The following is a 25,521-nucleotide window of genomic DNA, read 5'->3' on the forward strand; positions in this document are numbered from 1 at the left end:
TCACCTATATAATTAATTTTAACAGACCATTCAAACTCCAATAATCCTCTTGAATGATAATTTTTTTCTCTTCCGTTGAAGTATAAATATAAGATTCCCTCTCACTCTCTCCGGATTCAATTGCAAGAAACTCTTTTAAGTTTCCTTTAAAAAGGATTTTCTTGGTAGATTCAGTTAGTTTATGCGTTATAACAATTAACTTTGAATCCTCATTCACACACTTATTTACTAATTTCTCCTGAATATGCTCATCATTAAAACCATATCCAATGCATAAATATGATGGGGATGATTTTAGTATATTATCGGATTCATGTATTACTGTTTTATATGGTTCTTTGTGAGTGCTTCTATATTTCGCAAGACCGGGGGTAACAATCAATGGTATATGATTATCTGGTATCTCACTAACATTACCAAATGAACATATTTCTTCATTTGGTGATAAAAACCAATCCAGTGAACCATGAACTTTCCATATATTAACCTGCCTCTGGCAGGTTAAATAATTCATATCTACTGGGAATTTTCTGTAACCGTGAGCAAAACCAGTATAATGATGGACTCGGGCTTGCTCACATGCATACTCTGCGATCCTATCGTAGTTTGTAGTTATAATGTTTATTCTATCTTTTGTACTTCTAAGCATATGCTTTAATAGCACACATAAAGGATATTCTTTTTTACTTGAAATTCCTTTTTTAAATATACCTAAATCTTGTGGGCATAAGTGGAGCCACGTTTTATTTATTATTTCTGAAGTAACTAGTTCGGGTAGGTCATGTTTATGAAGAGCGCTTTCAAGATCTGTTCCAGATGACAGCTCATCACAAAAACTCCCCCATAAAGCTGAATGTTCTTCTTCTACAGTTACCTCCTTTATTAAGCATTCTGCGAGCTTTCCCATTCCTGACATACCAAATGCCGCAGAAGCGCCGCTGCCTAGAATTATTGTTGGGAATAAGCTATAAAATCTTTGCGCCAGTTTCGCTACGTCTTCAATATTTTCACACACCCTCAATTTCCTTAATTTTGATGACCTTTTAACAATAAAAAATTTCAATATGCATTAATGTTTTGAAATACTTTTATCACATAAGAAAAGATTAAGTAAGATGGGCGCTTTGAGTTTTTGACAAAAAACCCACTTAAAAAAATAACAAAATACCCATATAAATCATTTTATTGTAAAAAAACAAGAGCTCCACTCTATTAAGCGGGCAATAAAAAAGCATAAAATAACTTTAATTTAGTTTTAACAGTTTTTTGAACTGCAATTTAGTCGCAGTTTACTCGAAGTGATTACTTCTGGATCGTAACTGGTGCGAATTACCCCATTCTGAGTATTCAATTAAATACGCCCCAGCGCGCAATGCTATCCCCGCCACGCCTGCCCACTTTATGCATCACTTTTCATGCAGGTGCATGCTACGGGCCAGGCCGCGCCCGGCATGGCCTGAACGAGACAAAGCGATGCATGTTTTTGCATGCAGATCCATGCACGCTATGCATGCATTGCTCTCAACAAGGCGGCTGGCCAGAAAAAGGGCATCAGAAAGACAAAGCATAGGCACAAAAAAGCCGCTGGTCGCGCAGCGGCTGTGCGGGATTAATGAACCTGGCGGAATGAAGAGCCATAACGGCCCAGCGTCTGACGTTCTCTTGCCGGTTCCGGTGGTGCTTCCGGTACGTTTTCCGGCTGTGGCGGTGCGGTGATGACCTTTGTGATGCTCTCATTCGTCTTAAAAGTACAGGAGCAGTCGAGATTAGTGCACTGGTGATAACGCTCTTTTACCTGCTCTGACATATAGCGGCTCGATTTGGTATGTGCCGCGCTTTTGCAGTAGGGACAGTGCATCATTTCTGGCTGCCCTCCTGAAGTTTTGCACGCTGCGCCCGGATTGTTTCAGCCAGCTTCTGGCGGCGCATAGGATGGCGGTAAAGCTCCATATCAATACCGGTAAGCGGCGGACGATACAGACCAATATTCTCCAGCAGCGGAGCCTCATTTAGTATGCTGTCTGGCAGAGCAGCAGCCGCCCGCGTCAGCGCTTCACCGACCAGATAAGCCACGTCCTTAATACTATCCCGGTCGTCTCCGGCAAACGTCGGGGAAAGCTCTTCGCGACGGAGACGTAGCTTAATGGCCCACAGCAGCGACGGACTTACGTTACGCAGGGCTGACTGCCAGTGCGCATCCGCGAACCCGGTAAAAGCCTCCCGGTGCGATTCAACATACTCTTTACCACTGCCGCAGCATTTCAGCATCGCCTCCTGCTTATCCAGCGCCAGCTCTTTAAGCAGCCCGCCGAACTCATCGGCCAGTTCACGGCTGGCGATGCGCTGAGAATGTTCGGTGCGCAGCTCGTCGGTGAGATTGCCTCGCAGGTTGCGAAAGCTCGTGCGCCAGTTGCTCTCGGCTTCTTTTCCTGCCTCGATGGCTGCCTGTTGCTCTTTTTCACAGCGGGCGATATCGGCGCAGATGCCGTTATAGGCTTTCATCCTTTCGGTATGTTCAGCGCGGGCTTTCTCGAAGCGTTCCTGTGATGCAGGTTTCTGTTCCGGGGTGGTCATTATTGTCTCTCATCGTCTGTAAAGGATGAGGTCATTCTGTCGTTTACCACAGGACAGCGCATTTCATTGCTTTCCGCCTGTCGATGAACAAACAAAGGCAAAACCAGTACGGGATGGCCCCTTGACTGGTGATATTTCTCATATAACTGTTCACTGGTATTCACTAAGATAAAAAAGGTAATAAATACAACACTTAAAATAGTGAACACTTTAAAATTAAGTCTTCACTCAGTATTCACCTGTCTTCACGCAACCTCAGATAAGAGCTTTTTTTCTGGCGAGCCTTTTTCAGATTTTAATCCTATTAATTAAAGCTTTTTAATCGCTGAAAGCTCTTAAAAGGCAAACGATGGCAAATGTTGGCAAACAAAGGCAAACAGGAGGTAACAGAAGTGCTTTTTGCTCATTTTTCAGCAATCATGGGGTTGTTTACTTCACCAGAAATATAACCAGAATAGGGGGTTACCTGAAGACACCACCGGAACCGGACAGCACCGGCCGGACTCATAATGAGGTAACACCATGCACGCAGTTTCATCCTTAACAGCCCCTGCCATTCCCGTAACCCGCGATGCCGTTTACCCGCGTGACCGCTTTATGCGACTGCCGGAGGTGATCAGTACCTGCGGTCTGTCACGCTCGACCATTTACGACTTAATCAGTCGGGAGCAGTTCCCGTCGCAGATTTCCCTCGGCGGTAAAAACGTCGCCTGGCTGGCGTCAGAGATTGACGGCTGGATGCAGGCCCGCATCGCACAGCGTGCCGGAGGTGCGGCGTGATTTCGCTGAATTTTGGCACGAAAACCTTTCCTTTCACCCGCGAAGAAGCCGCATTTGTCGCGGAAAGTTTAACGGCATCGGTCAGCGGCAAACCAGCCACGGCATCAGCTTTTACCAGCGGGATGCACGCCCATATCTCCATGCTGAGTCAAAAAGCGAAGTCTGCAAAGCAGAAGGTAAAAAAAGAGGACGGGAAATACCGATCAAATCCGCCGCAATCCGATCACGTCCTGACCGGTTGCTGAGGAAAACGCCCCGATGTGTGAAAAAAGGCTTTTCTCTGGCGAGCGGCCGTTATACAGTTTTTGTGCTGCCGCAAAATCGGCAGCCGGGATTTGCAGCCCGTGTAACTCAATGGCGACACAACACGCGCCAAGCGTGTTTTTTTGTGTCATTGCTCTGGCTTACCCATTTTTCAGGCTGTGGTTCTTAGACCGCAGTCGCTGTCAAATAATGGTGGCCCGGGCGGGGCAGCCTTCGGGCTGGCCGGTATCCATTGAGGCCGGTACTGCAAACCCCGTTCGGGCCACCACCCATGAGATTTGCAGCTCCGGTGGTGGCGTTAACCGCTACTCGATGGAGATTGTCCTCATGACAACGGCCCTTACTGCCGCTCACCCCGAATTCACCTTTATTTTTGCCGCCGTGCGTCGCACTGATGCCGCCGCCCGTCCCTGCATGCTGCGCACTGTAGCAGGCGATGAGCGCAGCGCCCGTGCCAGCCTCGCCCGCGATTACGTCCTGTCCTTTGCCGGTCGTCTGCCGGTTAAGGCGGTAGTCGCATGAACACGCTCACAAAACGCCTGAATAACAGTGAGACCTACCCTATTCCACACGCTGACTACCTGCGCCTGCTGCACGCGCACGCGGTCGGCGTGACCGTGCTCGATATGTTCGACTCGGTGAACGGCATGAGCGCGCGCGGCTGCGTGCCGGACGGCGCGGCGCTTGCCTCGGTCGTTGCCCTGCTCACCGACCAGCTCGGTAAAGTTGTTGAAACCTGTGAATCCCGCATGTTAGCCACGGAGGCCCGCCATGATGACCGTTAATCACTCCTGCCTGCCCGTTGAGGTACGCACCGCCGTTTACCGTCGCGCGCTGGCGCAGGGCTACCTGAACGCCTGCAAAGGCCTCGGCATCACCGTGTCAGCGACGATTGATGAGCTTCAGATGACCATTGCCCTTGAGCTGGAGGGCTTCTATGTGCGCCGCCACGGCCCGGACGCAGGCATGGAGATGGCCTGCACGATGCTGGGCGATATGGTTGAGCCGGACCTGCTGACCGCGCCGCCGCGGCTGACGCAGCTCGGCGTCACCATGATGGATGAGCTGTTCCGCAGCCAGCTTGCGGCCGCCAGCCGCATCACGCTGCACTGAGGGAGAACATGCACATGAAACATATCGTCTCTGACACCGTAAAGGCGGCCACCGGATTCTGGCCGCAGCTTCTGCCTGCCCTCGGTATCAGCGTGCACGCCGGGGGGCGGCACGGAGCCTGCCCGGCGTGCGGCGGTAAAGACCGTTTCCGATTCGACAATCAGGACGGGCGCGGAACGTGGCTCTGTAATCAGTGCGGGGCCGGTGACGGCCTTAACCTGGTGGAAAAGGCGCTCAGTCTCAGCGCTAAAGAGGCCGCCATGAAGGTTGCCGGGATGCTTGGCTCGCTACCGGAGTCAGCCCCGGTTATGCATGATGAAACCGCAGACAAAAGCCGCACACAGGCAGACGCAGCCGCACGGGCGCAGGCCCTTATCACCGCCGCCGTCAGCCGCACGGACAACGCCTACCTTTCATCAAAAGGGCTGCACGGTATACAGGCGCTCACACTTGCTGATGCGCTGCGCTGTGGTGGCATCAGCTTTGCCACCGGGGATGTGCTCATCCCGCTGACCGGCGAAAACGGTACGGCCGTAAACGTGCAGCTCATCAGCGCCGCAGGCGACAAGCGCACCCTGCCCGGCGGACAGGTGAAAGGCACATACTGGCTGGCCGGTGAGCCGGATGGCAAAACGCTGTGGCTCACTGAAGGATACGCAACCGGCCTGACCGTGCACCGGCTGACCGGCCAGGCGGTATACGTGGCGCTGAGCGCCAATAACCTGCCCTCACTGGCAAAGCGGCTGCGTGAGTCATACCCAGGCGCGATGATGCTGATTGCCGCCGACCGCGACGACAACGGCACCGGCCAGCTAAAGGCAGAGGAAGCGGCCAGAGCCTGTAGCGGCAAAGCCGCACTGCCGCCGGTTACGGGTGACTGGAACGACGTGTGGCAGGCGCAGGGCGATATCGCCACGCTGGCGCAGCTCACCGCCTTTACGCAGCCGCAGCCACTCAGCCCGTTTGAATCCGTCAGCGAGGCAGACCTGAAGGCCATGAGCGCCAGCCAGAAAGCGGAGCTGCTGGTCGCCCACTACGGGGAGGCGCTGGCCGTGCCGCCGGTCGGGGAGGAAATCTGCCGCTATGAGAACGGCGCATGGCAGGTGATGGAGGCGAAGACGCTGCGCCGGGAAATCGCCGCGCTGTTTCATAAGGTACGCGCACCGTTCTCGGCCGCCGGTATCGGCAGCGTGCTGGACACGCTCAAGCTGATGGTGCCGCAGATGGGTGAACCGTCCCGCCGCCTGATTGGTTTCCGTAACGGCGTGTATGACACCACAACAGGCACCTTCGACCCGCATCGCCGCGAAAACTGGCTGCGCACGGTCAACAGCGTGGACTACTCCGCGCCGCGTCCCGGCGAAAATCTCGCAGACCACGCACCGCACTTTTACCGCTGGTTAACGCGGGCTGCCGGACACAATCACGACAAGCAGGAGCGTATTCTCGCGGCGTTATTTATGGTGCTGGCAAACCGCTATGACTGGCAGATGTTTCTCGAAGTCACCGGCCCCGGCGGCAGCGGTAAAAGTGTCATGGCCTCGATAGCCACTCTGCTGGCCGGAAAAGACAACACCACGTCAGCCACCATCGACACGCTGGAATCCTCCCGCGAGCGCGCAAGCGTGGTGGGCTTCTCTCTGATTATTCTTCCTGACCAGGAGAAATGGAGCGGCGACGGTGCGGGCATCAAGGCGATTACCGGCGGCGATGCGGTAGCAATCGATCCGAAATACCGTGACGCTTATTCAACGCATATCCCGGCTGTGATTCTGGCGGTGAACAACAACCCGATGCGCTTCAGCGACCGCAGCGGCGGCGTATCGCGCCGCCGGGTTATCCTGACGTTCCCGGAAGTCATACCGGCAAAAGAACGTGACCCGCAACTGCTGGACAAAATCAGCACCGAGCTGGCCGTGATTGTTCGTCACCTGATGCAGCGCTTCTCATCACCAAACGAAGCGCGCGAGCTGTTGCAGGCGCAGCAGACTTCCGGTGAGGCGCTGGATATCAAAAGACAGGCCGATCCGCTGGTTGATTTCTGTGGATACCTGATGCCGCTGAGCACGCCAAACGGGCTGTTTATTGGTAACGCCAATATTCGCCCGCTGAATCCGAAGCGCTATCTCTATCATGCCTACCTGTCATTCATGGAGTCACGCGGCCATCAGCACCCGCTCAGCCTGACGGCATTCGGCCAGGCAGTGCCACAGACGCTGAAAGAGTATGAGCGCATTCTACTGAAGCGCAGAACGAATAACGGCGTCCAAACCAATCTCACGCTGCATGAGGACAGTGAGGCCGACTGGCTTCCTGCATGCAGTAAATAACCCCCACAGCAAACGAACCGGCTCAGGCCGGTTTTTTTACGACCCAGCACAGAGTGATCACTCCACATGAACATCCGTGTACACGCAGCCCACAACCGATCACCACCTAAAAGACTGATTTTAAACACTTATAATGCAAGGTGAATAGTATGAACACTTGTCATTAAAACTTTTTATTTTGTAAAGCGCTTTGCGAACTCATATGGGGTTACATGTGATCCACTGTTGCTATCTAGATAATCTGCCCACCATTGCACCATAAGACGGCGCTCTTCAAGGTGCTCAGCTTTATGGATATACGCAGCTCGCACACCATTTCTTTCCTGATGGCTCATTTGCCTTTCAACCGCGTCGCGTGACCAAAGCCCCGACTCAACTAAAGCGCTACACGACATGGCCCGGAAACCATGGCCGCATATTTCCGTTTTAGTGTCGTAACCCATTACTCGCAAAGCATTATTAATGGTGTTTTCGCTCATGGGCTTTGTCGGGCGGTGATCACCTGGAAAGATAAGGTCTCTATTGCCGCTCAATTCTTTGATTTCTTCCAATAGCGCCAGAGCTTGCTGCGAAAGCGGAACAAGATGGACGGTACCCATCTTAGAGCCTCGATGAGAGTGTTTAATCCCTTCAATAGCTTCACGCTCGGCAGGAATAGTCCAGAGTGCTTTTTTAAAATCAATTTCTCCCCACCGCGCAAACCGAAGTTCACTGGAGCGGATAAATACATACAGGCTGAGTTTCAGGGCCAATCTGGTAAGTAAGCGTCCCCTGCTGGCTTCAACACGCTGAAGAAATTCAGGCAGGCGTTCCAGTGATAAAGCTGGGCGGTGAGTCGCTTTTCTGGTTGCGATTGCTCCAGCAAGGTCTTGAGCTGGATTTCTTTCAATCAGACCGCTTTGAACGGCATAACGCATTATGCCCGTAACACGCTGCTGTAGACGCGAGGCCACATCCAACCGACCGCTTTGCTCTACTTCACGCAAGGGGAGCAGTAGATCACGTGTCGTTAAGTCGGCGATGTTCCGCATTCCGATAGCTGGAAGTATGTTGCGCTCCATATCCCGCCATACTCTCTCTGCATGGCCATCCGACCAGCGTTTGTTACTCGCATGCCAGTCGCGAGCTACCTTCTCAAAAGTGTTAAGCGCAGCCTGCTCTTGTTGTTTAATTTCTTCTTTTTTGGCATTGGGGCTGATGCCATCAGCAAGTAGAAGTCGAATTTCATCGCGTTTTTCGCGCGCTTTAGCCAGCGTGATCAGAGGATATGCGCCGAGTGCAGCTCTGCTCTCTTTGCCTTCAAAGCGATATTTAAGATACCAGCGTTTAGATCCGCTTGGTTTGATAAGAAGGTATAGCCCATGACCATCCGTGAGCTTGTATTCTTTTTCGCGAGGCTTTGCGGTACGGGCCGCAACGTCAGTTATAGGCATGATTTGGGGGTCAAAAGTTTATCGAAGCGAAGTGACCCCTATCTTGACCCCCAACTATGTTGGATGTCAACGGATGTGCCCGGACAGATTTGGACCAAAAAAAAAGCCTTTCGGCTTTAATTTCAGGGAATTATGGACTATCCCGGATGTTCTCGTATATCTCAATGGTGCCGAAGGCCGGACTCGAACCGGCACACCTTTCGATGGTTGATTTTGAATCAACTGCGTCTACCGATTTCGCCACTTCGGCACTGAAGGGATGCGGAAAACGTTGGGGATTATACCGTTACCCCCTGTTTCCGCAACCCTTATCCGCAGGCTAAGATACAACTGCTGAAAAAACCGTCTTTTCAGATTTTACGTTCATCAGATGACAGCCTTGCTGACGCTGATTACTCCCCTCACCCGCTCTGCAGCGGTTCCTCCAGACCTCATGGTTTCCAGGCGTAACCAAAGCGCTAACCCGAAACAGGCTTCACATCCGCTACCAGCGTGGGCAGATCCCAGGTGCCGCCCGCATGGATATAACGGCACATCCCGGTTCCGCCGTCATAGCTTTTGCGGAAAGCCTGACCGTCCCACACCCAGCTCTCCTGGTTCATGCAGTCGCCGATGCCCCGGCCTTTCTGCACGCTGGTGATCTCGCCCTTGTCGTAATCCGACCCGGACACGGTTACCAGCACCGGCTGGCCTTTTAGCTGATTATCAATCACCCAGTAGCCATAGCCTTCGTTGTAAGCCGCTCGCCAGCAGAGCGCCGAAAGCAAGGCATGTGTCTCATCCAGTGGCGTAAGGGTGAGTCCGTCGGTCTCCGGATCGCTGTTTTCGGCAGGTGAGTACAGGCTGTCGCACGTGTCATCGTCATTGCGATTGACGGTTGAAAGCAGTCGGGTTTTCAGCGCGTCGATTTCCTCATCGGTCAGCAGACGGGGTTCGCCGCTGACGGTTTTTGCTGTCTGGATAACCGGTGCGGGTACAGCCTTAGCCACGCTGCTCTCCGGCTTATTGCCCTTTTTGGTGAGCGCGCCTGGCGTGCCGATCCGGCCCTGCACGTCGTCCGCTTTCACCAGCACGGCATAGGCGCCTTCGCCGGAAAGCAGGAAAGGCTTTGTGCCACCTTTAAATTCAACTTTACCGTTGCCTTTGACGGCGCTGATGACCGCAGAAGTCTGACTGGCCGACATGCGCCAGTTGTCGTCAGCCGCCACCAGATCGCCGGCTGATTTCCCGTCGATCCACAGCGTCAGCTTTTCCGCCGGTTCGCTGTCATCTTCGGTGTCGCCCAGCGTCACCTCTCCGACCGTCTCTGTTCCGGGTCCGGCGGCACGGGTGAGCAGGATGGAGCCGGACGGGTCCTCTTCTTTGCCATAACCCGCAATGCGGCAGGTCAGCGTATTATCACAGGCGACTTCCCAGTCTTTGTGCTCAAAAGTAGTGCCGCTCTGGCTGGCCTGAGCAGACAGGGAGAGCATCGCCAGAACGAACAGCATCGGTTTACGGTTCACTTTATTCCCTCATGTTTTACGTCAGATATCAGCGTGGGTATCACTCTGTCACCGAGGGAACGTGGAAACCAGCAGCCGTCGTTGATTTCCACCAGGCTTTGACGAAACGCCCTGCCATCCCAGACCCACTCTTCTTTAAACACGCAGCTGCCGGCACTGCTTGCCAGCGAAACGTTGGTGATGACACCCTTTTCCCAGGTCTGTGCGTCGGTGGTGACGGCCACCGGCTTCGCTTTGCGTTGCGGGTCGGTGACCCAGAAGCCGTATCCCTGGTTATAGGCTGCGCCCCAGCACTGGGTGGAGAGCAACGTGTGCGTTGCATCCAGTGGCGTGGCGGTAATATCGCCGCTGATAATATGGTCGTTGACGTCCTTCTCTCCGACTGCGGTCAGATAATCACATTCCTGATCCTGGGTTAATGCGGCAAGCAGCTGCGGCCTGAGCGCTGCCGCCTCTTCTTTTGTCGGAACAGAGGGCTGGGAGTGACTGATCTGTCCCGCCCGGATAACCGGAACAGCCACGGCTTTCGCGACGCTCTTTTCGGGCCTGTCGCCTTTTTTCACCCAGGCACCCGGCGTGTTAATGCGGCCCTGCACGTCATCCACTTTCAGCAGGGCTGCATAGGCGCCATCACCGGAAGCTGGAGGGTCTCATTATCCCCTCTGAACTCCACCGTGCCGCGGCCTTTGATAGCCTGAATCAGGTCCAGCGACTGCGCATCTGACAACCACCAGCGATGCGCTTTCTGCGTCGCGTCACCCACACGCTGGCCGTTGATCCAGAGCGTAAGCGTTGTCAACTGCTTCTGATTTTCATCATCCTCAGGCAGCATGATTTCGCCAGAGGTGGCGGTATCCGCGCCCGCTGCGCGCGTCAGCAACACGCCGCCCAGATTCTCTTCTGTGGTTTGCCCGCCGACACGGCAGGTTAAGGTGTTATCGCAGGCGACTGACCACGCCTTGTGATTAAAAGATACGCCGCTTTCCTGGGCGATAACCGGGGTGGCAAGCGCTGCCACTAGCATTACCCGCTTCTGAATAACCGTCACGCTGCTTCCTGTTCCCTGAATGTGAGGTGAGTGAAATGACAATCTGTTGTTAAGCAGAGGGCGTCCCTGCTGATGAGCCCGACAACAGCGGCTATCATAATCTCTTTATGACCTTTTAACGCCTTTTTATCCCTGAAAGCGCGCCCTGCTCCTCCCGCCCTTTACGGTTTACATTTACCTGTGTTTGTTATCTGATCCTGTTACGTGAATTTTCGAGCTGCCTCGCAAAACAGGAACCTGCATGCGCTTTTACCAGGCCGATCCCCGCCTTGAAAACTACTGGCGCGGCGTTATTCTCTTTGGCAAAAATGTCGCCTCCTATAAGTTTGCCCTGGCCCATGCGCTCTATGACCTGAAGCAGCCAGACAACGATCTGATTACGCTGGAGGCGCTGGCCGTGCCCTTTACGCGTCATTTATGTGCTCACCTGCGGGATGCCCCTAAACAAATCACCAGCAAAAGCAGCGGTTTTCTGGAGGCGTGCAGGCAATTCAATGCGGGCGACATCACCGAAGATCAGCTGATTGCCATTACCGTGAAGCGCGGCTTTGCGAATGTCATTGATGCCTTTCATAACGTGAATTACGCGGAGATCGACAAACGTTTCTTTCTGGATGAACGGCGCAGCCATAAAGGCATCCGGCTGACGGATAACTTTTACCAGCTGACAGAAAATGATCAGTTTGCCAGTCTGGTCGCGGAAACAGAGGCCAGATGGCGGCTGGTTGAAGAAGCCTGGGCGATGAACGTTTCACGTAACCTGATTGCGGTTGATTATGACGATAACGACAAGATGCTTTTCAGCCGTCAGAGTGGTCGCCGCGTCACCATTACCAGCTGTCGCAGCAGCCTGAACGGCTACCAGAAAGGCCGGTGCTTTTATTGCTTCCGGCCGATTGGCGTGACGGGCGGTGAGGAGAACCTGGCTGATGTCGATCACTTCCTGCCGCTGATGCTCAGCGAAGAGATCGGCAACCTCAACGGCGTCTGGAATCTGGTGCTGGCCTGCCAGACCTGTAATCGCGGTGCTCAGGGTAAGTTTGCTCGTATTCCCTCAATCGCGCTGCTGCAGCGCCTGAACGATCGAAACGAATACTTTATTAACAGCCACCTGCCACTGCGGGAAACGTTAATCCGCCAGACCGGCGAAACGCCTCAACAGCGGCACAGCTTTCTGCAGACGAGCTGGAACAGGGCAAAATTTGCCCTGCTGCACGAGTGGCAGCCAGCGGCGCAGGGAGACAGCCTGTTTTGAGCAACGAAGAGTATTACCGGGAGCACGCTCAGCGGTTTTTTCGCGATACGGCCAACGTGGATATGTCGGCACTTTACCGGCCTTTTATCAGGGAATTGCCGTCCGGCGCACGCATTCTGGATGCAGGCTGCGGTTCAGGGCGTGACGTCAGAGCCTTTAGTGACATGGGCTTTGTCGTCGAAGCCTTTGATGCTTCCGCCGAACTGGTTGCGCTGGCCCGTCAGTTTTCCGGGAACGCGGTGGTGCAGAAGCGTTTTCAGGAGGTTGATGCGGTTGAAACATACGACGGGATCTGGTGCTGCGCCTCCCTGTTGCATATCTCCGAAGCGGAGCTGCCTGGCGTCATGACCAGGCTGGCCATCGCACTGAAACCAAACGGCGTCTGGTATCTCTCGTTCAAATATGGTCGCGGCGAGCGGGAAAAGGACGGCCGCAGATTTACAGATATGGATGTGGCCGGGTTGCAGAAGCTGATTGATGGCGTTAATGCTCACGGCGCTCAGACGCTGGCAGAAAATAAGCCGCTGACAACAACAGAAGCGGGCGCCAGGGAGAACAGGTTCGCTCTTGAGACAGCACACCTCTGGCAGACCAGTGATTTACGTGCCGGCCGGGGCGATGAGATCTGGCTGAATGCGATTCTCAGGAAAACGTTAAGCTGACCTCTCTGCCTCTCAGGCGGGGTTTCGCCCCCACAAAAAAGCCAACCTTGCGGTTGGCTTCTTCGTGCATGCTCAGCATCGGGCATTGCCCTCAGCGCCTGTTGTCAGGGTTGGCGCCTCAGTGCGAATGGTCGTAATCACGATGATGCAGCTTGTTTTCAACCTTATCCTTCACTTCGCTGGCTTTCTCGCTCACCTTCTCCGTCAGGCTCTCTTTGTGGTCGCGGTTCTGCACGCCGGGTGAGGCCGTGCCTGCGGTTGCCGGTTTGCCTCGTGCCGCCGAACCCGGCAGTTCGCTATCCAGACCGCCACGGGCGTGGTCGATATCCACTTCCTGACGACGCACCGTGTCATTGATGGTCTCGGTGCGGTCACTGCCATCGGTTCGCACCACCACTTCTTCTTTCACATGAGCCGTTTTGTTGATCACTGGCTGCTCATGGGTCTCCGCCACTTCGACGGTTTTCTCGGACCAGTCCACCTCTCCGGCCAGCGCGGGTTCATTTACCGAGCGGCGGAAGATGTCAGCGTGCTGCTCATGCAGCGAAATCTCTTCAGAAACGGTATCGGTCACCGTATAGCGGCGTACACGGGTAGAGCCTTCGCTGACCAGACGTTTACCCACTTCAATCTGCTCTTCGGCCAGACGCAGAATATCGGCCTCGCTCTCATCACCGGTCAGCGAGGTGCGTCGCGGCTCTACCTGACGGTCGTTGGTCTCACCGGCAAACTGTTTACCGGCCGTCGGGTTTACGCCCGGCGCGGTTGTGCCGCTATCCAGGGTGCTCTGCATACGTGACGGGACATCCACCGAGTCATGTGAATGGAGAATCGTCATGGCGCGTGCCAGCTTCTCCTCTTCGGTGCGCAGCGTCAGAACCACGCCGCCTTTATCCATCGCCCGGGTATAGACATCCGCCTGATCTTTATCGACGGTATGGCCAAACAGGCGCTGCCACAGGCTCGGATGGCGGACTGACTGCCCTTCCTGCTCTAAACGCTCTCCACTGATAAGACTGATGTCCCGATCGGAAAAGCCTGCTTTCACGAGATTTCTTTTCGCGGCCTCTGCCTGATTTGCAGAATCGAACAGTGTTACGATTTTTTCCTGTGCCATGATAGGTTCCTCTCTGTTAGCGGGTTTGATCGTCATCTCTCTCAACGTTCACCTGCTGCTCACGTCGGGTCACCACTTCCTGAAAAGGAACGTGTTCCTGCACTTTTCGGATGTGGATTTCCTCTTTAAGCACCAGTTTTCTGACGATTTGGATTTCTTCTTCAACTACCGGGACAATCAGTACACCGTTTTCTTCCCTGATATCGGGCATCATCTCTACGGGTTGTGCTTTTGCTACATGCTCAACCTCAACCTTATCCCGGTTAAGTAGTGTACTGATGACCTCGTCATGCTCGGTTGTGGAACGGGTAACCCGGACATGTCCATCCACAATCTTTTGCTTCGTCAGGGCTATTTTCTCTTCAGCGAGTTTAAGCGCGACTTCTGCAGAGTTATTGTGTTCTGGCTGCCCAGCCATATTGATTCTCCCGTTAAGATTAAATATCTGCCACAACTGCCTGACACAGTGATTAAGCATGAACACTCTCGCTGATTTCGCAAGCCGGAATAATAAAATTTCCGGCGAATGAAATTTATATTCAGCCCCCTCGATTAACATCAATCAAAATAAAACCTCAGTTTTTACCGCTGCGCTAAAAATAGAAAAACCTGTAAAAACAGAAACCTGAAAAGAACTGATTGCACTGGTAAATAGTTACCTTTCGGCAGGTTGCATCAGGAATTATGCCGATAAAAAGGCCACAAAAATTCGCGGCAACCAGGAATATTCCTGCCATAATGGGCGAGAATATTAAATAATGTTTCAGCGCCAGATCTTTATTTACACAGCCATAACATTGCGCCGGGAAATAACCCAGACCGCGCTTTACTCCATTATTCAGCGCCATGATTACAGAAGAGTCTTAAAGTCGAATTAAATAAAAAAATTCAGGAACTTTCTGTGCCTCTGCCTCTCTTAGCAAAACTGAATACGCAGATACCGAGGTTGAGATGAAACAGGCACAACGCAGTGTGTGGGGATGGGGACTGGCCGCGCTTCTGGTCGCAGGCAGTGCATCAGCAGCAAGCTGGCAGGATCAGCTGAGCAGTGCAGCGTCGCAGCTCAGCCAGCAGAATAGCGGTAACACCACCAGCACCACGCAGCAGAATGGCGGGCTGTCGCTCTCCTCCATTACCAGCATGCTGGGCGGCGGCGATAAAGCGGTCAGCGCCAGTAGCATGACGAACGCGGCCGGCGTGATGCAGTACTGCGTCGAGCACAACGTGGTGAAAAACAATGTGCAGTCGGTGAAAGATCAGGTGCTGAGCAAGCTGGGCCTGACCACGCCCGCCGCGCAACAGCAGCAGACAGACTACACCCAGGGCCTGGCAGGCCTGCTGAACACCGGTAACGGTCAGCAGCTCAATCTGCAGAGCCTGAGCAACTCGCCAATGGGTGAGAAACTCAAAACCAAAGCCTGCGACGTGGTCCTGAAGCAGGGCAAAAACTTTATCTCCTGATCCCCTCTCTGCCTCCCTCTCCTCGCGGTTCAGCGGGGAGCGGGAAACTCCCCCGTGCTGTGATGCCTGACATTCCCTTAACCTGGGGTTGAGCGCTATAGTGTTGTTTTGGTTTCTACAGGACAGCACGCATGAAAGGCATCAACATCGCACTTTACTTCGACCCCGATCAGATCCAGGCCTGCGTCCACCAGCAGGACGGCAGCTATCTCAGCAAAAAATTCGAGTATGACGATGGCGTGATTGAAGAGATCTATCAGTGGCTGGATCAGTACGAACCCAACCGCACGCATATCTGTCTGATAGAAAATGAAACCGCCGAACTGCTGGCCGATGAGCTGGTCGACAGCGGCTATCGCGTTCACCAGGTCACCATGCACCAGCTGCTGAGCTGGTTCGCAGCCGAACCCCCTGCTTCCCCTGACGGCACGCCGATGCGCGCCATGCTGCGCTTCCTGGAGGAGGAGCATCCGCGCGAATATGAGTCCCGCACGCCGCAGACCGAAGCGCTGATGGAGATGTTCGACGAGCTGGACGCGCTGGAGATGGTCGATGACGGCGACGACGAAGACGCTCTGCCGGGCGATCTGTTGCGCGCCATGAGGAAGCATAAAATCACCGCCAGCGCCGCGGCCCAGCGACTGCTGCCGGAAGTCAACGAACGCATCCGCGAACACCTGATGCAGTATCCCGAACTGATGACGCCTGAAATCCTGCAGGACTTCTTCCCCGAGTTGCTGGAAGCGCTGGAGCGCCCGAAACATTAATCAGGGGGATCTGACATGCTGGAGCTGATCAAAGCGGTAAGCCTGGGGCTGGTCGTGCTGCTGCCGCTGGCGAATCCGCTCACCACCGTGGCGCTGTTTTTAGGGCTGGCGGGTGACATGAACTTCCAGGAGCGCAACCGTCAGGCGCGGCAGGCGTCACTCTACGTGTTCGCCATCATGCTGGTGGCGTGGTACGCGGGCAATGCGGTGCTGAACACCTTTGGCATCTCGATTCCCGGCCTGCGTATTGCGGGTGGACTCATTGTCGCCTTTATCGGTTTCCGGATGCTCTTTCCGGCGAAGCCTGCCAGCCATTCGGTGGAAGCAAAGCAGAAACTGGATGAGCTGGACGAGGCCAAAGAGCCGGTGAACATCGCCTTTGTACCGCTGGCGATGCCGAGCACGGCCGGGCCGGGAACCATTGCGATGATTATCTCTTCCGCCTCGACGGTGAAAAGCGGCGTCGATTTTCCCGCCTGGGTGCTGAGCGTCGCGCCGGTGCTGACCTTCCTGCTGGTGAGTGTGATTTTGTGGGTCTCGCTGCGCAGCTCCGGAGCGATCATGAAGCTGGTCGGCAAGAGCGGCATTGAGGCGATCTCGCGCCTGATGGGATTTTTACTGGTCTGCATGGGCGTGCAGTTTGTGATTAACGGCGTGCTGGAAGTGGCGCGCACCTTCCACTGATCCGGGCGTTCCCCTCTCCAGACCGGCAGAGGGGAAGCCCTTCTTCGTTACTTCAGCGTTTTACGCACCTCAGCCACCTGATCTTTACTCACCGCTGGCGCGCTGTTGCTCCAGCCCTGACGAATAAAGGTCGCCAGCTGCGCCACTTCATCATCACTCAGCCGTCCGGCAAAGCCAGGCATCGCCAGTTTTGACGGGGCCTTAGCGACAGAGGGTTGCTGTGCGCCTGCCAGGATCGTATGGATCAGTCCGGTGGGGTCGCTGGCGTTGACGATCGTCGCCTGATCCAGTTCCGGGAAGACGCCCGGTGCGCCTTTGCCGGTCACGAAGTGACAGGCACCGCAGTTATCCAGATAGAGACGCTCACCTTCGCTGAGATTTTTCGCCGCGGTAAGTTTCGCTTCCGTAGCCTGCTGCGCCTGCACGTTAAACGCCTGCAGGGGCGGATTGCCGCCCAGGAACTTCAGGTAAGCGGCGATGGCGTTGAGATCGGCGTCGGTCATGTGCGAACTGCTGTGCTCAATCACAGAGGTCATCTCGCCGCCCACCGCCGCCTTATCGTTACGCCCGGTCTGCAGATAATCCACGATCTCCTGCTGGCTCCAGTGCGGCAGGCCACGCAGCGACGGCACTGCCCAGTGGTTCAGGCTGCCACCTGCCAGGAATTGATCGTCACCGCTGTCGAGGGCTTTCTCGTTCATGCCCAGGCCGCGCGGCGTATGGCAGCTGCCGCAGTGACCCAGGCTCTCCACGATATAGGCCCCGCGGTTAACCTCGGCTGATGCGCCACCGATTGGCCGGAACGGCTTATCGGACGTGAACGCCCAGTTCCAGAAACGCATGCCCCAGCGCTGGCTGAACGGGAAGCTCAGATCCGTTTCCGGTGGCTGCGCTGCGCTCGGCTTTACGCCTTTCATAAAGTAGACATAGAGCGCGTGGATATCGGCGTCGCTGATTCTGGCGTAATCGGGATAAGGCATCGCCGGATAGAGACGGGAGCCGTCCGGCAGGATGCCTTTACGCACCGCGTCAGCAAACTGCTGCTCGCTGTAGTTACCGATGCCGTGTTGCTTATCGGGCGTAATATTGGTGGAGAAGATGGTGCCGAGGTTCGAGGTAATCGCCAGTCCGCCCGCATAGTCAGGCTTGCCCGGCAGCGAGTGGCACGCCATGCAGTCACCGAGCCGGGAGAGGTATTCACCCTGCTTAATCAGTTGTGCTTCATCTTCGGCGTGAACCGGCAGCGCAGAGAGGCTGCCCAGCAGCAGCGTGCTGCTGGCGATAAAAGAGTTAAGTTTCAGCTTATTCATGCGCTTATGCCTGTACCAGTGGGCCGGGGTTTTTCAGGTAGTGATCTTTGATCGCCTGTGCGGCCATCAGGGTAATCGCACCGATGGTGTCGGTCGGGTTCGCCTGGAAGTTCTGCGGGAAGGCGTTGCCGCCCGGCACAAAGACGTTATGCACGTCCCAGCTCTGCAGGTATTTGTTCAGCGCCGAGGTTTTCGGGTTATCGCCCATCACCGCCCCGCCCACGTTGTGGGTCGAGACATATTTGGTGATATCGAAATCCGCGCCCATCGGCAGGAAGCTCATGCTCATGCTGTCGGGGTTCAGCTCTTTAGCAATATTGCCGACGATCCCTTTCAGATGCTGCTGCAGCTTCAGCTCATTCTCTTTCCAGTTGAAGGTCATACGCAGCAGCGGCAGCCCGCGGTGATCGTTGTAGTTCGGATCGAGATCCAGATAGATATCGCGATAGGACTGACAGGTGGTGGTGATACTGATCTTCATCGAATGACCGTACCACTCCTCCAGGCCTTCCTTGTAGCCCATGCCCCAGGAGGGCGTGCCTTTTGGCAGCGCGGTGCTGATGGGCGTGCCGGTCGCCTGTGAACTGTGGATCTTCGCGCCGCCCAGGAAGCCCAGCCCGGGGCCATCGAAGTTGCCTGGCGAGATATCGTTAAACATCTGCCCGGTCGCGCCTGCGGTGGCGTAGGGGTTAAAGTTTTTATCTTTGAAGAACAGGGTCGCGCCGCCGTTCGACAGGAAGGCGTAGTTACGGCCGACCACGCCCTCTTCGGTTATCGGGTTGTAAGGCTTGCCGATGCCGGAGAGCAGCATCAGCCGCACGTTGTAGAGCTGGAAGCTGCTCAGCACTACGATTTTCGCTGGCTGGAAGCACTCATTGCCCTGCGCATCGATGTAGATCACCCCTTTGGCGGTTTTCTTATCATCGTTCAGCACCACCTTAATCACTTCCGCGTTCACTTCATAAGAGAAGTTCGGCATGCGCTTCAGCGCGTCCATCACCGCCGTCTGCGGCGACGCTTTGGAGTAGTTCAGGCAGGGATATTTGCTGCAGTAGCCGCAGTAGTTGCAGGGGGCGATCTGGTTGCCGTAGGGGTTTTTCCACGCCCGCGACACACAGGCCGACGGGTTCGGGAACGGGTGGTAACCCAGTTTTTGCGCCGCCTCTTTGAACATCACATTGTTCAGCGTGTCTTCCAGCGCGGGCAGCGGATAAGGTTCAGAACGTGGCCCTTCAAACGGATCGCCGCCCGGCAGGATTTTGCCGCGCAGGTTGCCGGTGTTGCCCGACTGGCCGCAGATCAGCTCGAATTTGTAGTAGTAAGGCTCGATCTCTTCCCAGCTGAAGGGGAAGTCCATCACCCGCATATCTTCCTGCAGAATGCCGGGCTTGTACGCCTCGTCGACATAGGTTTTGAGTTTGATATCGGTCGGAGTGGGACGGATCAGTACCGCCGTCCAGTGCATGCCTGCGCCGCCGACGCCGGTGCCCGGTGCAAATGCGCCCCATTTGCGGGTAGGCAGTGCGGTCTGGCTGCTGTTGTAGCGCACGGTGACCGCCACTTCCGCCGGGGTGGCGAACACTTTGTTGCGCACCGCATAGGCATATTCATCTGCCGGTTTCGGATAGGCGAACTCGTCATAATCGCGATCGCCGCCGCGCTCCAGGGCGCGCACCTCCAGTCCTGCCAGCGCCAGCTCAATACTCATCAGTGAGCCGGCCCAGCCGAGGCCGCAGACCACGACGTCGACTTCTTTTTTAGTAACCTGTGCCATGATAATCCTGTTTACCTGATGTGGAAGCGCCTCAGGCGCGTTCACCTTTGATGCTGACCGGGCCGAGCGGATAAGGCACATTGTGCTGTTTCACCCACTCGGTGAAGCTGGCACGCGCGCCGGGGAAGCCGATGGCGATCCAGGCTTTCATCCCTTTATTGCCGCCATACATCGGGTCGGCCAGATAGCCATGTTTGGTATCGGAAAGCAGCTGGCTGAAGAAATGTGACGGTCTGAGATCGGCTTCGCCCAGCGCGGTAAAGTCGATCTGGTTTTTATTCACCTGCGTCAGCACCGCATCCTTCTCCTCCAGCGTCAGCGCAGCAAACGCTTTCTGATGGGTGTCATGGCACCACTGATTGAGCAGCTTTATGCCGGTCTGGTAGATCTGCTGGGGACGGAACGGGATCTGATAGCCCAGCGTCGCGGGAGCCTGGGTATTGAAAGGCCCCTGCAGATAGATCTCACTGCCGAAGGCTTCGCTGTGCAGCTGCTGATCGATAAAGATCGGCACATTGGTTTCCAGCGCGCCCGGCGCTTTGCCTTTGCCGCCTGCCGGGATCAGACGATCGGTGGCCGCCAGGATGAACTGCCACTCGTCGGCACTGAAAAAGATCGGCCTGTAATCGGCTAACTCGGGGGCCGCCATCTCTGCCGCCTGTGCCGCCGTGATGCCCTTTAACACCAGCTCACTTAATGGCAGCGCCAGCAGTGAACCGAGCAAAAATTTACGCCTGGTGGTGGGTTTTTCTAAAAGCATATCCGCACGACTCTCATCTGCTGAATACCCCTCTTAATCGCTGATGACGCTGAAAGGCGATGCGCAGAGGGGTATTCCCCGCCGGTATTCACGCACACGGCACAGACGACGGCAGAACGATTAAGGGCGGGTAGAATTATCTATCGGTGACAAAGAAAATATATCGGTTAAAGACCTGACAATCTTAGGGATATAAATGTGTCTGAATGTAAATTTAAAATTTACGCGCTGTCACAGCCGAAAAAGGTTATCAGACGGCACCCATTCAGCGGGCAGAAAAAAGCATAACCGGAAGGGGTAATGCCGGGAAAAAGCGATAAAAATCGGTTAATTAGCCATTACCCGGCAGCTATGCAGCGGGATGTTTTCATATTGTCATTATCACGCTCATCGATCGTTAAAAAAGATTACGCTTCCCTGTTCGCTGTCTTTCCTGCACGCCACGCTTTAAACAGGCCGCTTTTTTCAGGTGGTCAGTTACAGATAACAGGCTTTTGCTTCGGTGAGCAGGAATAATATTTCCGGACCGAAAAGAGTCTTAAAGAAATAATCACAATCCGCCATTATATTCGCCTTTCTGTCCGTCTGAACCTGACGCGAATATTTGTGCAAAGCTCAGAACAAACCGGCATTTTGAGATTATCGGACGCCCGCTAGAGTAGAGCCATTACCGACTCAGGATAACCCTCTATGCGAAAAACGCTTTTGTCCCTGTTAACGGCTCTAACTCTGGTTCACTCCGCACATGCGGCCACCCCCGCCGATACGCTGGTGGTGGCCGTTCCGCTGGATGGCATCATCAGTTTTGACCCGGCGGAAAGTTTCGAAACGGTCAGCAACAGCAGCCTGCGCAATATCTACCAGATGCTGCTGGAGCCGGATCATCACAATCCGCAGCAGCTCTCACCGCTGGCCGCGACCCGCTGGCAGGCGGGCAAAACACCGCACAGTCTGGTGTTTGATCTTAATCCGCAGGCCCGCTTTGCCAGCGGTAATCCGCTGACCGCTCAGGATGTGGTGTTCTCCTTAACCCGCGCGGTGAAGCTGAATAAAGCGCCCTCTTTTATTCTGGGCGAGTTTGGCTGGACGCCAGAAAATATCGACCAGCAGTTCACGGTGATCAGCGACCACCAGCTTGAGCTGCGCTGGCCGGCGGAGATTGGCCGCGACCTGGCGCTGCGCCTGCTGACCGCGCCGGTCGCCTCAATTGTCGACAGCAGGCTGGTCCGGCAGCACGCCAATAACAATGACTACGGCAACGGCTGGCTGAAGATGCACTCGGCAGGCAGCACCGCCTACGCCATCAGGCAGTTTGTGCCGCTGCAGGCGCTGGTGCTGGAGGCCAATCCCTACAGCACCCAAAAACCGCATCTGAAGCGCGTTCTGCTGAAAGGGGTGGCCGATCCGGGCAGCCGCCGGCTGCTGATCCAGCAGGGAGACGTGGATGTCGCCTATCAGCTCGGCCCGGACCAGATCGCCGCGCTGAAGAACACGGCGGGGGTGCGCGTCGAGGCCTTCCCGTCGAGCCTGGTTTACTACCTCGGCTTTAACACCCAAAGTCCGCAGCAACCGGCGCTGGGCAATCCGGCGCTGTGGCAGGCGGCGCGCTGGCTGGTGGACTATGAGAGCCTGGCGAACCAGCTGCTGAAAGGTCAGTACCGTATTCACCAGAGCTTCCTGCCGGACGGATTTGACGGCACCCTGAATACCACGCCGTTCCACTACGATCTGAAAAAGGCACAGGAAATTCTGCAGAAAGGCGGCATTAAACCGGGCACGCATATCGCGCTGACGGTGGTCAATCAGCCGCCTTACATCGACGTGGCGCAGGCGCTGCAGGCGAGCTTCGCTAAAGCCGATGTGCAACTCGATCTTCAGCCGGTGGCGGAATCGGAGCTGTGGAGCAAAATGCGCAGCCGTGACTTCCAGGCGATCTTCTCCTACTGGGGCGCGGACTACATCGATCCCAACACCAACGCCAGCGCCTTTGCTTATAACGTGCCCGGCGGCGGCAAAACCCTGGCCTGGCGCGTCGGCTGGACGATCCCTGAACTCAGCGCGCAGACCCGCGCCGCCGCCGGAGAGAGTGACGCCGCAAAACGTCGCAGCCTTTATACGGCCCTGCAGACCCGCGTCCAGCAGGATTCGCCGTTTGTTCTGCTGCTGCAGGGCGCAACTCAGGTCGCCGTGCGCAGCAACCTGAAGAGCCTGCAGCAGGGTATCGGCGTCAGCCTGCTCAATTTTGAAGAGGTGCAGAAGTAGAAAACCCGGCAGGGATGGCAGCCTGCCTGAAATGACGCCAGTAAAAGCGAGGCCGTTGCGTCACAGCGCAACGGCCTCGCTTTTGACGAATTGTTCTCCTCTTCCCTGCCCTTCGCTTGCTATCCTTCAGGCATAACCCGTTGCCCGAGAGAGGAAAATCATGACATCTCCGCTACTGATTGCCCGGACGCCTGACGTCGAACTCCATCTGTTACCGCAAATGGCGAACCGCCACGGCTTAATCACCGGCGCAACCGGCACCGGTAAAACCGTCACGCTGCAGAAGCTGGCCGAATCCTTCTCCGCCAGCGGCGTGCCGGTCTTTATGGCCGACGTGAAAGGCGATTTAACCGGCGTGGCGATGGCCGGTCAGTCCGGCGAAAGGCTTCAGGAGAGACTGGCGAAGATCGGCGTCACCGACTGGCAGCCGCAGAGCAATCCGGTGGTGCTGTGGGATATCTTCGGCGAGAAAGGCCATCCGGTGCGGGCAACCGTCTCCGATCTCGGCCCGCTGCTGCTGGCGCGCCTGATGAACCTTAATGAGGTGCAGAGCGGCGTACTGCAGATTATCTTCCGCATCGCCGATGATCAGGGGCTGCTGCTGCTGGACTTCAAAGATCTGCGCGCCATGACCCAGTACATCGGTGACAACGCGAAGAGCTTCCAGACCCAGTATGGCAATATCAACAGCGCCTCGATCGGCGCGATTCAGCGCGGTCTGCTGACGCTGGAGCAACAGGGTGCAGAGCACTTCTTTGGCGAACCGATGCTGGATATCGCCGACTGGATGCGTGTCGACAGCAGCGGTAAAGGCGTCATCAACATCCTCTCCGCTGAAAAGCTCTACCAGATGCCGAAACTCTATGCCACCAGCCTGCTGTGGCTGCTGTCAGAGCTGTATGAGCGTCTGCCGGAAGCGGGCGATCTGGATAAGCCTAAGCTGGTCTTCTTCTTTGATGAGGCGCACCTGCTGTTTACCGACGCGCCGCCGGTGCTGCTGGAGAAGATCGAACAGGTGATGCGCCTGATCCGCTCCAAAGGGGTCGGCGTCTGGTTTGTTACCCAGAACCCGGCGGATATCCCGGATCGGGTGCTGGGCCAGCTCGGCAATCGCGTACAGCATGCCCTGCGCGCTTTCACCCCCAAAGATCAGAAAGCGGTGAAAACCGCCGCAGAGACCCTGCGCGCCAATCCGGCTTTTGACAGCGCAGAGGCCATTCAGGCGCTCGGCACCGGCGAAGCACTCATCTCCTTCCTGGATGCCAAAGGCAGTCCGTCGGTCGTCGAGCGCGCCATGGTGATTGCGCCTGGTTCACGCATGGGGCCGGTGACAGGCGATGAGCGCAACGGTCTGATCAACCATTCGCCGCTGTATGGCAAATATGACACGGAAATCGATCGGGAATCGGCTTATGAACGGCTGCAACAGGGCGTGCAGGCCGCCAGTGACAAGGCCAATGCGCCTGAAGCTAAAGGCAACACGGTGGCGGTTGATGACGGGATTCTGGGGGGATTAAAAGAGATCCTGTTTGGCAGCACCGGTCCGCGCGGCGGCAAGCGGGATGGTGTGGTGCAGACCATGGCGAAGAGCGCCGGGCGTCAGATTACTCACCAGATTATTCGCGGCGTGCTGGGCAGCCTGTTTGGCGGTCGTCGCCGCTAAAGGTGGGTGGCAGCCGGGCTGCCACCTTAACGCTACTGATGTTTCCAGTGGGTGGAGACCGGGTTGGTGACCGTGTTCTTTTCCTGCGTGTAGGTGCCGTTCTGCTGGGCAATCGCTTCGCCGGTATCGACAATCGCGTTCTGGATAAACACGTTCTGCTTATCGCCGCGCACAAAGGTCAGCTGATGGAAGGCAGTCTTGTTACCCCAGTCGCTGGACGGCAGCGAGATAAAGCGCACCGTGAAGGTCTCATCATCGAATTTGCCCTGCATCACGTAGACGCCGTAATGGTTTTCACCCTGCGAGATGATTTTATAGGTGCCGTTGTCGTAGTAATAAATTTCGGCATCGGGAAAGGGTTTTTTGTCGTACATTTTACGGTAATGCAGGACCTGCTTAATGGTGGGCTTGCCGAAGCTGACGGTCAGATTTTTTCCATCAGCAGAGGTGGTCAGCCCTTCGGCATGCGCGCCGATACCACTCATTAACATCAACAGACTGGCGGTTGCCGTTGCGATTGCTTTCACGTGAATTCTCCTGGTCTGGTTCCATGGATAGGGTGCGTCAACGTAAGGAGACTGCCTCCGGAATGTACACCGCCGTAACTGTTTATCAGAGTGGTAATTTTTAAGGTGATTAGTTTTTAGGAACAGTCTGGTCAGCGCCTCATCCGTCCGGTTAAGACCGCATAAATCCGTGCCAGACTTAACTGTGTTTTTCGACCGGGAGAGGAGAACGTTGACCTGTTAAGCAGGCAAA

General features: G+C 55.4%; 24 protein-coding genes, 1 tRNA gene and 1 pseudogene. 13 read left to right on the top strand and 13 right to left on the bottom strand.

The features are described 5' to 3' along the window. Positions 1 to 4 precede the first annotated feature (4 nt). The 3 genes from HFD92_RS09630 to HFD92_RS09640 form a co-directional block, all read right to left on the bottom strand. Positions 5 to 1,015 carry an SIR2 family protein gene (locus HFD92_RS09630; RefSeq protein WP_221412762.1) on the bottom strand — a complete coding sequence of 337 codons (1,011 nt, stop codon included), beginning with the start codon at positions 1,013 to 1,015 and terminating at the stop codon, positions 5 to 7. A 594-nt stretch (positions 1,016 to 1,609) separates the two neighbouring features. Then, a complete protein-coding gene (locus tag HFD92_RS09635; RefSeq protein ID WP_167428842.1) occupies positions 1,610 to 1,861 on the bottom strand; it encodes an ogr/Delta-like zinc finger family protein in 252 nt (83 codons plus the stop codon). After that, a complete protein-coding gene (locus HFD92_RS09640; protein WP_167428843.1) occupies positions 1,858 to 2,574 on the bottom strand; it encodes a hypothetical protein in 717 nt (238 codons plus the stop codon). Before HFD92_RS09640 ends, HFD92_RS09635 begins: the two co-directional genes overlap by 4 nt. Before the next feature lie 522 nt (positions 2,575 to 3,096). On the opposite strand from HFD92_RS09640, the gene HFD92_RS09645 reads away from it, so the two are divergent. Genes HFD92_RS09645 through HFD92_RS09670 form a run of 6 tightly spaced genes read left to right on the top strand, consistent with a single transcriptional unit; the run spans position 3,097 to position 7,061 of the window. Further along, on the top strand, positions 3,097 to 3,354 hold the full coding sequence (locus HFD92_RS09645; RefSeq protein WP_167428844.1) for an AlpA family transcriptional regulator: 258 nt from the start codon (positions 3,097 to 3,099) through the stop codon (positions 3,352 to 3,354). Continuing rightward, positions 3,351 to 3,599: a hypothetical protein gene (locus HFD92_RS09650; RefSeq protein ID WP_167428845.1), complete on the top strand. Its 249-nt coding sequence runs from the start codon at positions 3,351 to 3,353 to the stop codon at positions 3,597 to 3,599. Before HFD92_RS09645 ends, HFD92_RS09650 begins: the two co-directional genes overlap by 4 nt. Before the next feature lie 13 nt (positions 3,600 to 3,612). Next, positions 3,613 to 4,140 carry a host cell division inhibitor Icd-like protein gene (locus HFD92_RS09655; RefSeq protein WP_167428846.1) on the top strand — a complete coding sequence of 176 codons (528 nt, stop codon included), beginning with the start codon at positions 3,613 to 3,615 and terminating at the stop codon, positions 4,138 to 4,140. Continuing rightward, the gene (locus HFD92_RS09660; protein ID WP_058781704.1) at positions 4,137 to 4,403 is read left to right on the top strand and encodes a hypothetical protein; all 267 of its coding nucleotides are present in this window, start codon (positions 4,137 to 4,139) and stop codon (positions 4,401 to 4,403) included. The genes HFD92_RS09655 and HFD92_RS09660 overlap by 4 nt, the downstream gene beginning before the upstream one ends. Next, entirely contained in the window at positions 4,390 to 4,731 is a 342-nt protein-coding gene (locus tag HFD92_RS09665; RefSeq protein ID WP_167428847.1) for a DUF5375 family protein, read from the top strand. The genes HFD92_RS09660 and HFD92_RS09665 overlap by 14 nt, the downstream gene beginning before the upstream one ends. Before the next feature lie 14 nt (positions 4,732 to 4,745). Continuing rightward, the gene (locus HFD92_RS09670; RefSeq protein ID WP_167428848.1) at positions 4,746 to 7,061 is read left to right on the top strand and encodes a primase-helicase zinc-binding domain-containing protein; all 2,316 of its coding nucleotides are present in this window, start codon (positions 4,746 to 4,748) and stop codon (positions 7,059 to 7,061) included. Positions 7,062 to 7,234: 173 nt separating this feature from the next. On the opposite strand, the gene HFD92_RS09675 is transcribed toward HFD92_RS09670, so the two are convergent. The 4 genes and pseudogenes from HFD92_RS09675 to HFD92_RS21785 form a co-directional block, all read right to left on the bottom strand. After that, positions 7,235 to 8,494, bottom strand: coding sequence for an integrase arm-type DNA-binding domain-containing protein (locus HFD92_RS09675; protein WP_167428849.1), 1,260 nt, complete (start codon positions 8,492 to 8,494; stop codon positions 7,235 to 7,237). A 165-nt stretch (positions 8,495 to 8,659) separates the two neighbouring features. Beyond that, positions 8,660 to 8,744: transfer RNA gene (locus tag HFD92_RS09680), tRNA-Leu, on the bottom strand. A gap of 208 nt (positions 8,745 to 8,952) precedes the next feature. After that, positions 8,953 to 9,984: a DUF1176 domain-containing protein gene (locus HFD92_RS09685; protein WP_167428930.1), complete on the bottom strand. Its 1,032-nt coding sequence runs from the start codon at positions 9,982 to 9,984 to the stop codon at positions 8,953 to 8,955. Between the two features lie 11 nt (positions 9,985 to 9,995). Further along, positions 9,996 to 11,023: pseudogene (locus HFD92_RS21785) on the bottom strand (DUF1176 domain-containing protein). Positions 11,024 to 11,288: 265 nt separating this feature from the next. Here HFD92_RS21785 and HFD92_RS09700 point away from each other — a divergent pair. Together HFD92_RS09700 and HFD92_RS09705 are read left to right on the top strand one after the other, a co-directional pair. Further along, positions 11,289 to 12,302 carry an HNH endonuclease domain-containing protein gene (locus tag HFD92_RS09700; RefSeq protein ID WP_167428852.1) on the top strand — a complete coding sequence of 338 codons (1,014 nt, stop codon included), beginning with the start codon at positions 11,289 to 11,291 and terminating at the stop codon, positions 12,300 to 12,302. After that, on the top strand, positions 12,299 to 12,964 hold the full coding sequence (locus HFD92_RS09705; RefSeq protein WP_167428853.1) for a bifunctional 2-polyprenyl-6-hydroxyphenol methylase/3-demethylubiquinol 3-O-methyltransferase UbiG: 666 nt from the start codon (positions 12,299 to 12,301) through the stop codon (positions 12,962 to 12,964). Before HFD92_RS09700 ends, HFD92_RS09705 begins: the two co-directional genes overlap by 4 nt. 118 nt (positions 12,965 to 13,082) lie before the next feature. Here HFD92_RS09705 and HFD92_RS09710 read toward each other — a convergent pair whose 3' ends face one another. Both HFD92_RS09710 and HFD92_RS09715 read right to left on the bottom strand, forming a co-directional pair. Further along, positions 13,083 to 14,081, bottom strand: a complete 999-nt coding sequence (locus HFD92_RS09710; RefSeq protein ID WP_167428854.1) for a YsnF/AvaK domain-containing protein — start codon at positions 14,079 to 14,081, stop codon at positions 13,083 to 13,085. Between the two features lie 16 nt (positions 14,082 to 14,097). Then, positions 14,098 to 14,499, bottom strand: a complete 402-nt coding sequence (locus HFD92_RS09715) for a DUF2382 domain-containing protein (RefSeq protein ID WP_167428855.1) — start codon at positions 14,497 to 14,499, stop codon at positions 14,098 to 14,100. A gap of 533 nt (positions 14,500 to 15,032) precedes the next feature. Between HFD92_RS09715 and HFD92_RS09720 the strand changes: the two genes are divergently transcribed. From HFD92_RS09720 to HFD92_RS09730, 3 genes are all read left to right on the top strand, one after another. Next, positions 15,033 to 15,542: a DUF2501 domain-containing protein gene (locus HFD92_RS09720; RefSeq protein ID WP_009092330.1), complete on the top strand. Its 510-nt coding sequence runs from the start codon at positions 15,033 to 15,035 to the stop codon at positions 15,540 to 15,542. Positions 15,543 to 15,673: 131 nt separating this feature from the next. Continuing rightward, positions 15,674 to 16,309, top strand: coding sequence for a hypothetical protein (locus HFD92_RS09725; protein ID WP_167428856.1), 636 nt, complete (start codon positions 15,674 to 15,676; stop codon positions 16,307 to 16,309). 15 nt (positions 16,310 to 16,324) lie between these two features. Continuing rightward, positions 16,325 to 16,993: a MarC family NAAT transporter gene (locus tag HFD92_RS09730; protein WP_140923198.1), complete on the top strand. Its 669-nt coding sequence runs from the start codon at positions 16,325 to 16,327 to the stop codon at positions 16,991 to 16,993. Positions 16,994 to 17,040: 47 nt separating this feature from the next. Here HFD92_RS09730 and HFD92_RS09735 read toward each other — a convergent pair whose 3' ends face one another. From HFD92_RS09735 to HFD92_RS09745, 3 genes are read right to left on the bottom strand one after another with little or no spacing between them, the layout of a single operon-like run. After that, positions 17,041 to 18,303, bottom strand: a complete 1,263-nt coding sequence (locus HFD92_RS09735; protein WP_167428857.1) for a cytochrome c — start codon at positions 18,301 to 18,303, stop codon at positions 17,041 to 17,043. A 4-nt stretch (positions 18,304 to 18,307) separates the two neighbouring features. After that, positions 18,308 to 20,077, bottom strand: coding sequence for a GMC family oxidoreductase (locus HFD92_RS09740; protein ID WP_009092335.1), 1,770 nt, complete (start codon positions 20,075 to 20,077; stop codon positions 18,308 to 18,310). Between the two features lie 31 nt (positions 20,078 to 20,108). Further along, the gene (locus tag HFD92_RS09745; RefSeq protein ID WP_167428858.1) at positions 20,109 to 20,837 is read right to left on the bottom strand and encodes a gluconate 2-dehydrogenase subunit 3 family protein; all 729 of its coding nucleotides are present in this window, start codon (positions 20,835 to 20,837) and stop codon (positions 20,109 to 20,111) included. A gap of 690 nt (positions 20,838 to 21,527) precedes the next feature. Here HFD92_RS09745 and HFD92_RS09750 point away from each other — a divergent pair. Together HFD92_RS09750 and HFD92_RS09755 are read left to right on the top strand one after the other, a co-directional pair. Then, a complete protein-coding gene (locus tag HFD92_RS09750) occupies positions 21,528 to 23,099 on the top strand; it encodes an ABC transporter substrate-binding protein (RefSeq protein WP_167428859.1) in 1,572 nt (523 codons plus the stop codon). Between the two features lie 160 nt (positions 23,100 to 23,259). Next, complete coding sequence (locus HFD92_RS09755) at positions 23,260 to 24,762, top strand: helicase HerA-like C-terminal domain-containing protein (protein WP_167428860.1); 1,503 nt, start codon at positions 23,260 to 23,262, stop codon at positions 24,760 to 24,762. Positions 24,763 to 24,794: 32 nt separating this feature from the next. Here the strand turns inward: HFD92_RS09755 and HFD92_RS09760 are convergent, their stop codons facing one another. Then, a complete protein-coding gene (locus HFD92_RS09760; protein ID WP_167428861.1) occupies positions 24,795 to 25,289 on the bottom strand; it encodes a hypothetical protein in 495 nt (164 codons plus the stop codon). Positions 25,290 to 25,521 lie beyond the last annotated feature (232 nt).

The sequence above is a fragment of the Pantoea sp. EKM101V genome (assembly GCF_011800325.1).
In the GTDB taxonomy this organism is placed as follows: Bacteria; Pseudomonadota; Gammaproteobacteria; order Enterobacterales; family Enterobacteriaceae; genus Pantoea; species Pantoea anthophila.

What these genes read in the sequence shown, in the direction of transcription:
- HFD92_RS09750 (WP_167428859.1), top strand. Translation starts at nt 21,528, where the DNA reads ATGCGAAAAACGCTTTTGTCCCTGTTAACGGCTCTAACTCTGGTTCAC.
- HFD92_RS09710 (WP_167428854.1), bottom strand. Translation starts at nt 14,081, where the DNA reads ATGGCACAGGAAAAAATCGTAACACTGTTCGATTCTGCAAATCAGGCA.
- HFD92_RS09675 (WP_167428849.1), bottom strand. Translation starts at nt 8,494, where the DNA reads ATGCCTATAACTGACGTTGCGGCCCGTACCGCAAAGCCTCGCGAAAAA.
- HFD92_RS09670 (WP_167428848.1), top strand. Translation starts at nt 4,746, where the DNA reads ATGAAACATATCGTCTCTGACACCGTAAAGGCGGCCACCGGATTCTGG.
- HFD92_RS09735 (WP_167428857.1), bottom strand. Translation starts at nt 18,303, where the DNA reads ATGAATAAGCTGAAACTTAACTCTTTTATCGCCAGCAGCACGCTGCTG.
- HFD92_RS09725 (WP_167428856.1), top strand. Translation starts at nt 15,674, where the DNA reads ATGAAAGGCATCAACATCGCACTTTACTTCGACCCCGATCAGATCCAG.
- HFD92_RS09645 (WP_167428844.1), top strand. Translation starts at nt 3,097, where the DNA reads ATGCACGCAGTTTCATCCTTAACAGCCCCTGCCATTCCCGTAACCCGC.
- HFD92_RS09640 (WP_167428843.1), bottom strand. Translation starts at nt 2,574, where the DNA reads ATGACCACCCCGGAACAGAAACCTGCATCACAGGAACGCTTCGAGAAA.
- HFD92_RS09635 (WP_167428842.1), bottom strand. Translation starts at nt 1,861, where the DNA reads ATGATGCACTGTCCCTACTGCAAAAGCGCGGCACATACCAAATCGAGC.
- HFD92_RS09720 (WP_009092330.1), top strand. Translation starts at nt 15,033, where the DNA reads ATGAAACAGGCACAACGCAGTGTGTGGGGATGGGGACTGGCCGCGCTT.
- HFD92_RS09740 (WP_009092335.1), bottom strand. Translation starts at nt 20,077, where the DNA reads ATGGCACAGGTTACTAAAAAAGAAGTCGACGTCGTGGTCTGCGGCCTC.
- HFD92_RS09715 (WP_167428855.1), bottom strand. Translation starts at nt 14,499, where the DNA reads ATGGCTGGGCAGCCAGAACACAATAACTCTGCAGAAGTCGCGCTTAAA.
- HFD92_RS09660 (WP_058781704.1), top strand. Translation starts at nt 4,137, where the DNA reads ATGAACACGCTCACAAAACGCCTGAATAACAGTGAGACCTACCCTATT.
- HFD92_RS09745 (WP_167428858.1), bottom strand. Translation starts at nt 20,837, where the DNA reads ATGCTTTTAGAAAAACCCACCACCAGGCGTAAATTTTTGCTCGGTTCA.
- HFD92_RS09685 (WP_167428930.1), bottom strand. Translation starts at nt 9,984, where the DNA reads ATGCTGTTCGTTCTGGCGATGCTCTCCCTGTCTGCTCAGGCCAGCCAG.
- HFD92_RS09700 (WP_167428852.1), top strand. Translation starts at nt 11,289, where the DNA reads ATGCGCTTTTACCAGGCCGATCCCCGCCTTGAAAACTACTGGCGCGGC.
- HFD92_RS09665 (WP_167428847.1), top strand. Translation starts at nt 4,390, where the DNA reads ATGATGACCGTTAATCACTCCTGCCTGCCCGTTGAGGTACGCACCGCC.
- HFD92_RS09655 (WP_167428846.1), top strand. Translation starts at nt 3,613, where the DNA reads ATGTGTGAAAAAAGGCTTTTCTCTGGCGAGCGGCCGTTATACAGTTTT.
- HFD92_RS09730 (WP_140923198.1), top strand. Translation starts at nt 16,325, where the DNA reads ATGCTGGAGCTGATCAAAGCGGTAAGCCTGGGGCTGGTCGTGCTGCTG.
- HFD92_RS09755 (WP_167428860.1), top strand. Translation starts at nt 23,260, where the DNA reads ATGACATCTCCGCTACTGATTGCCCGGACGCCTGACGTCGAACTCCAT.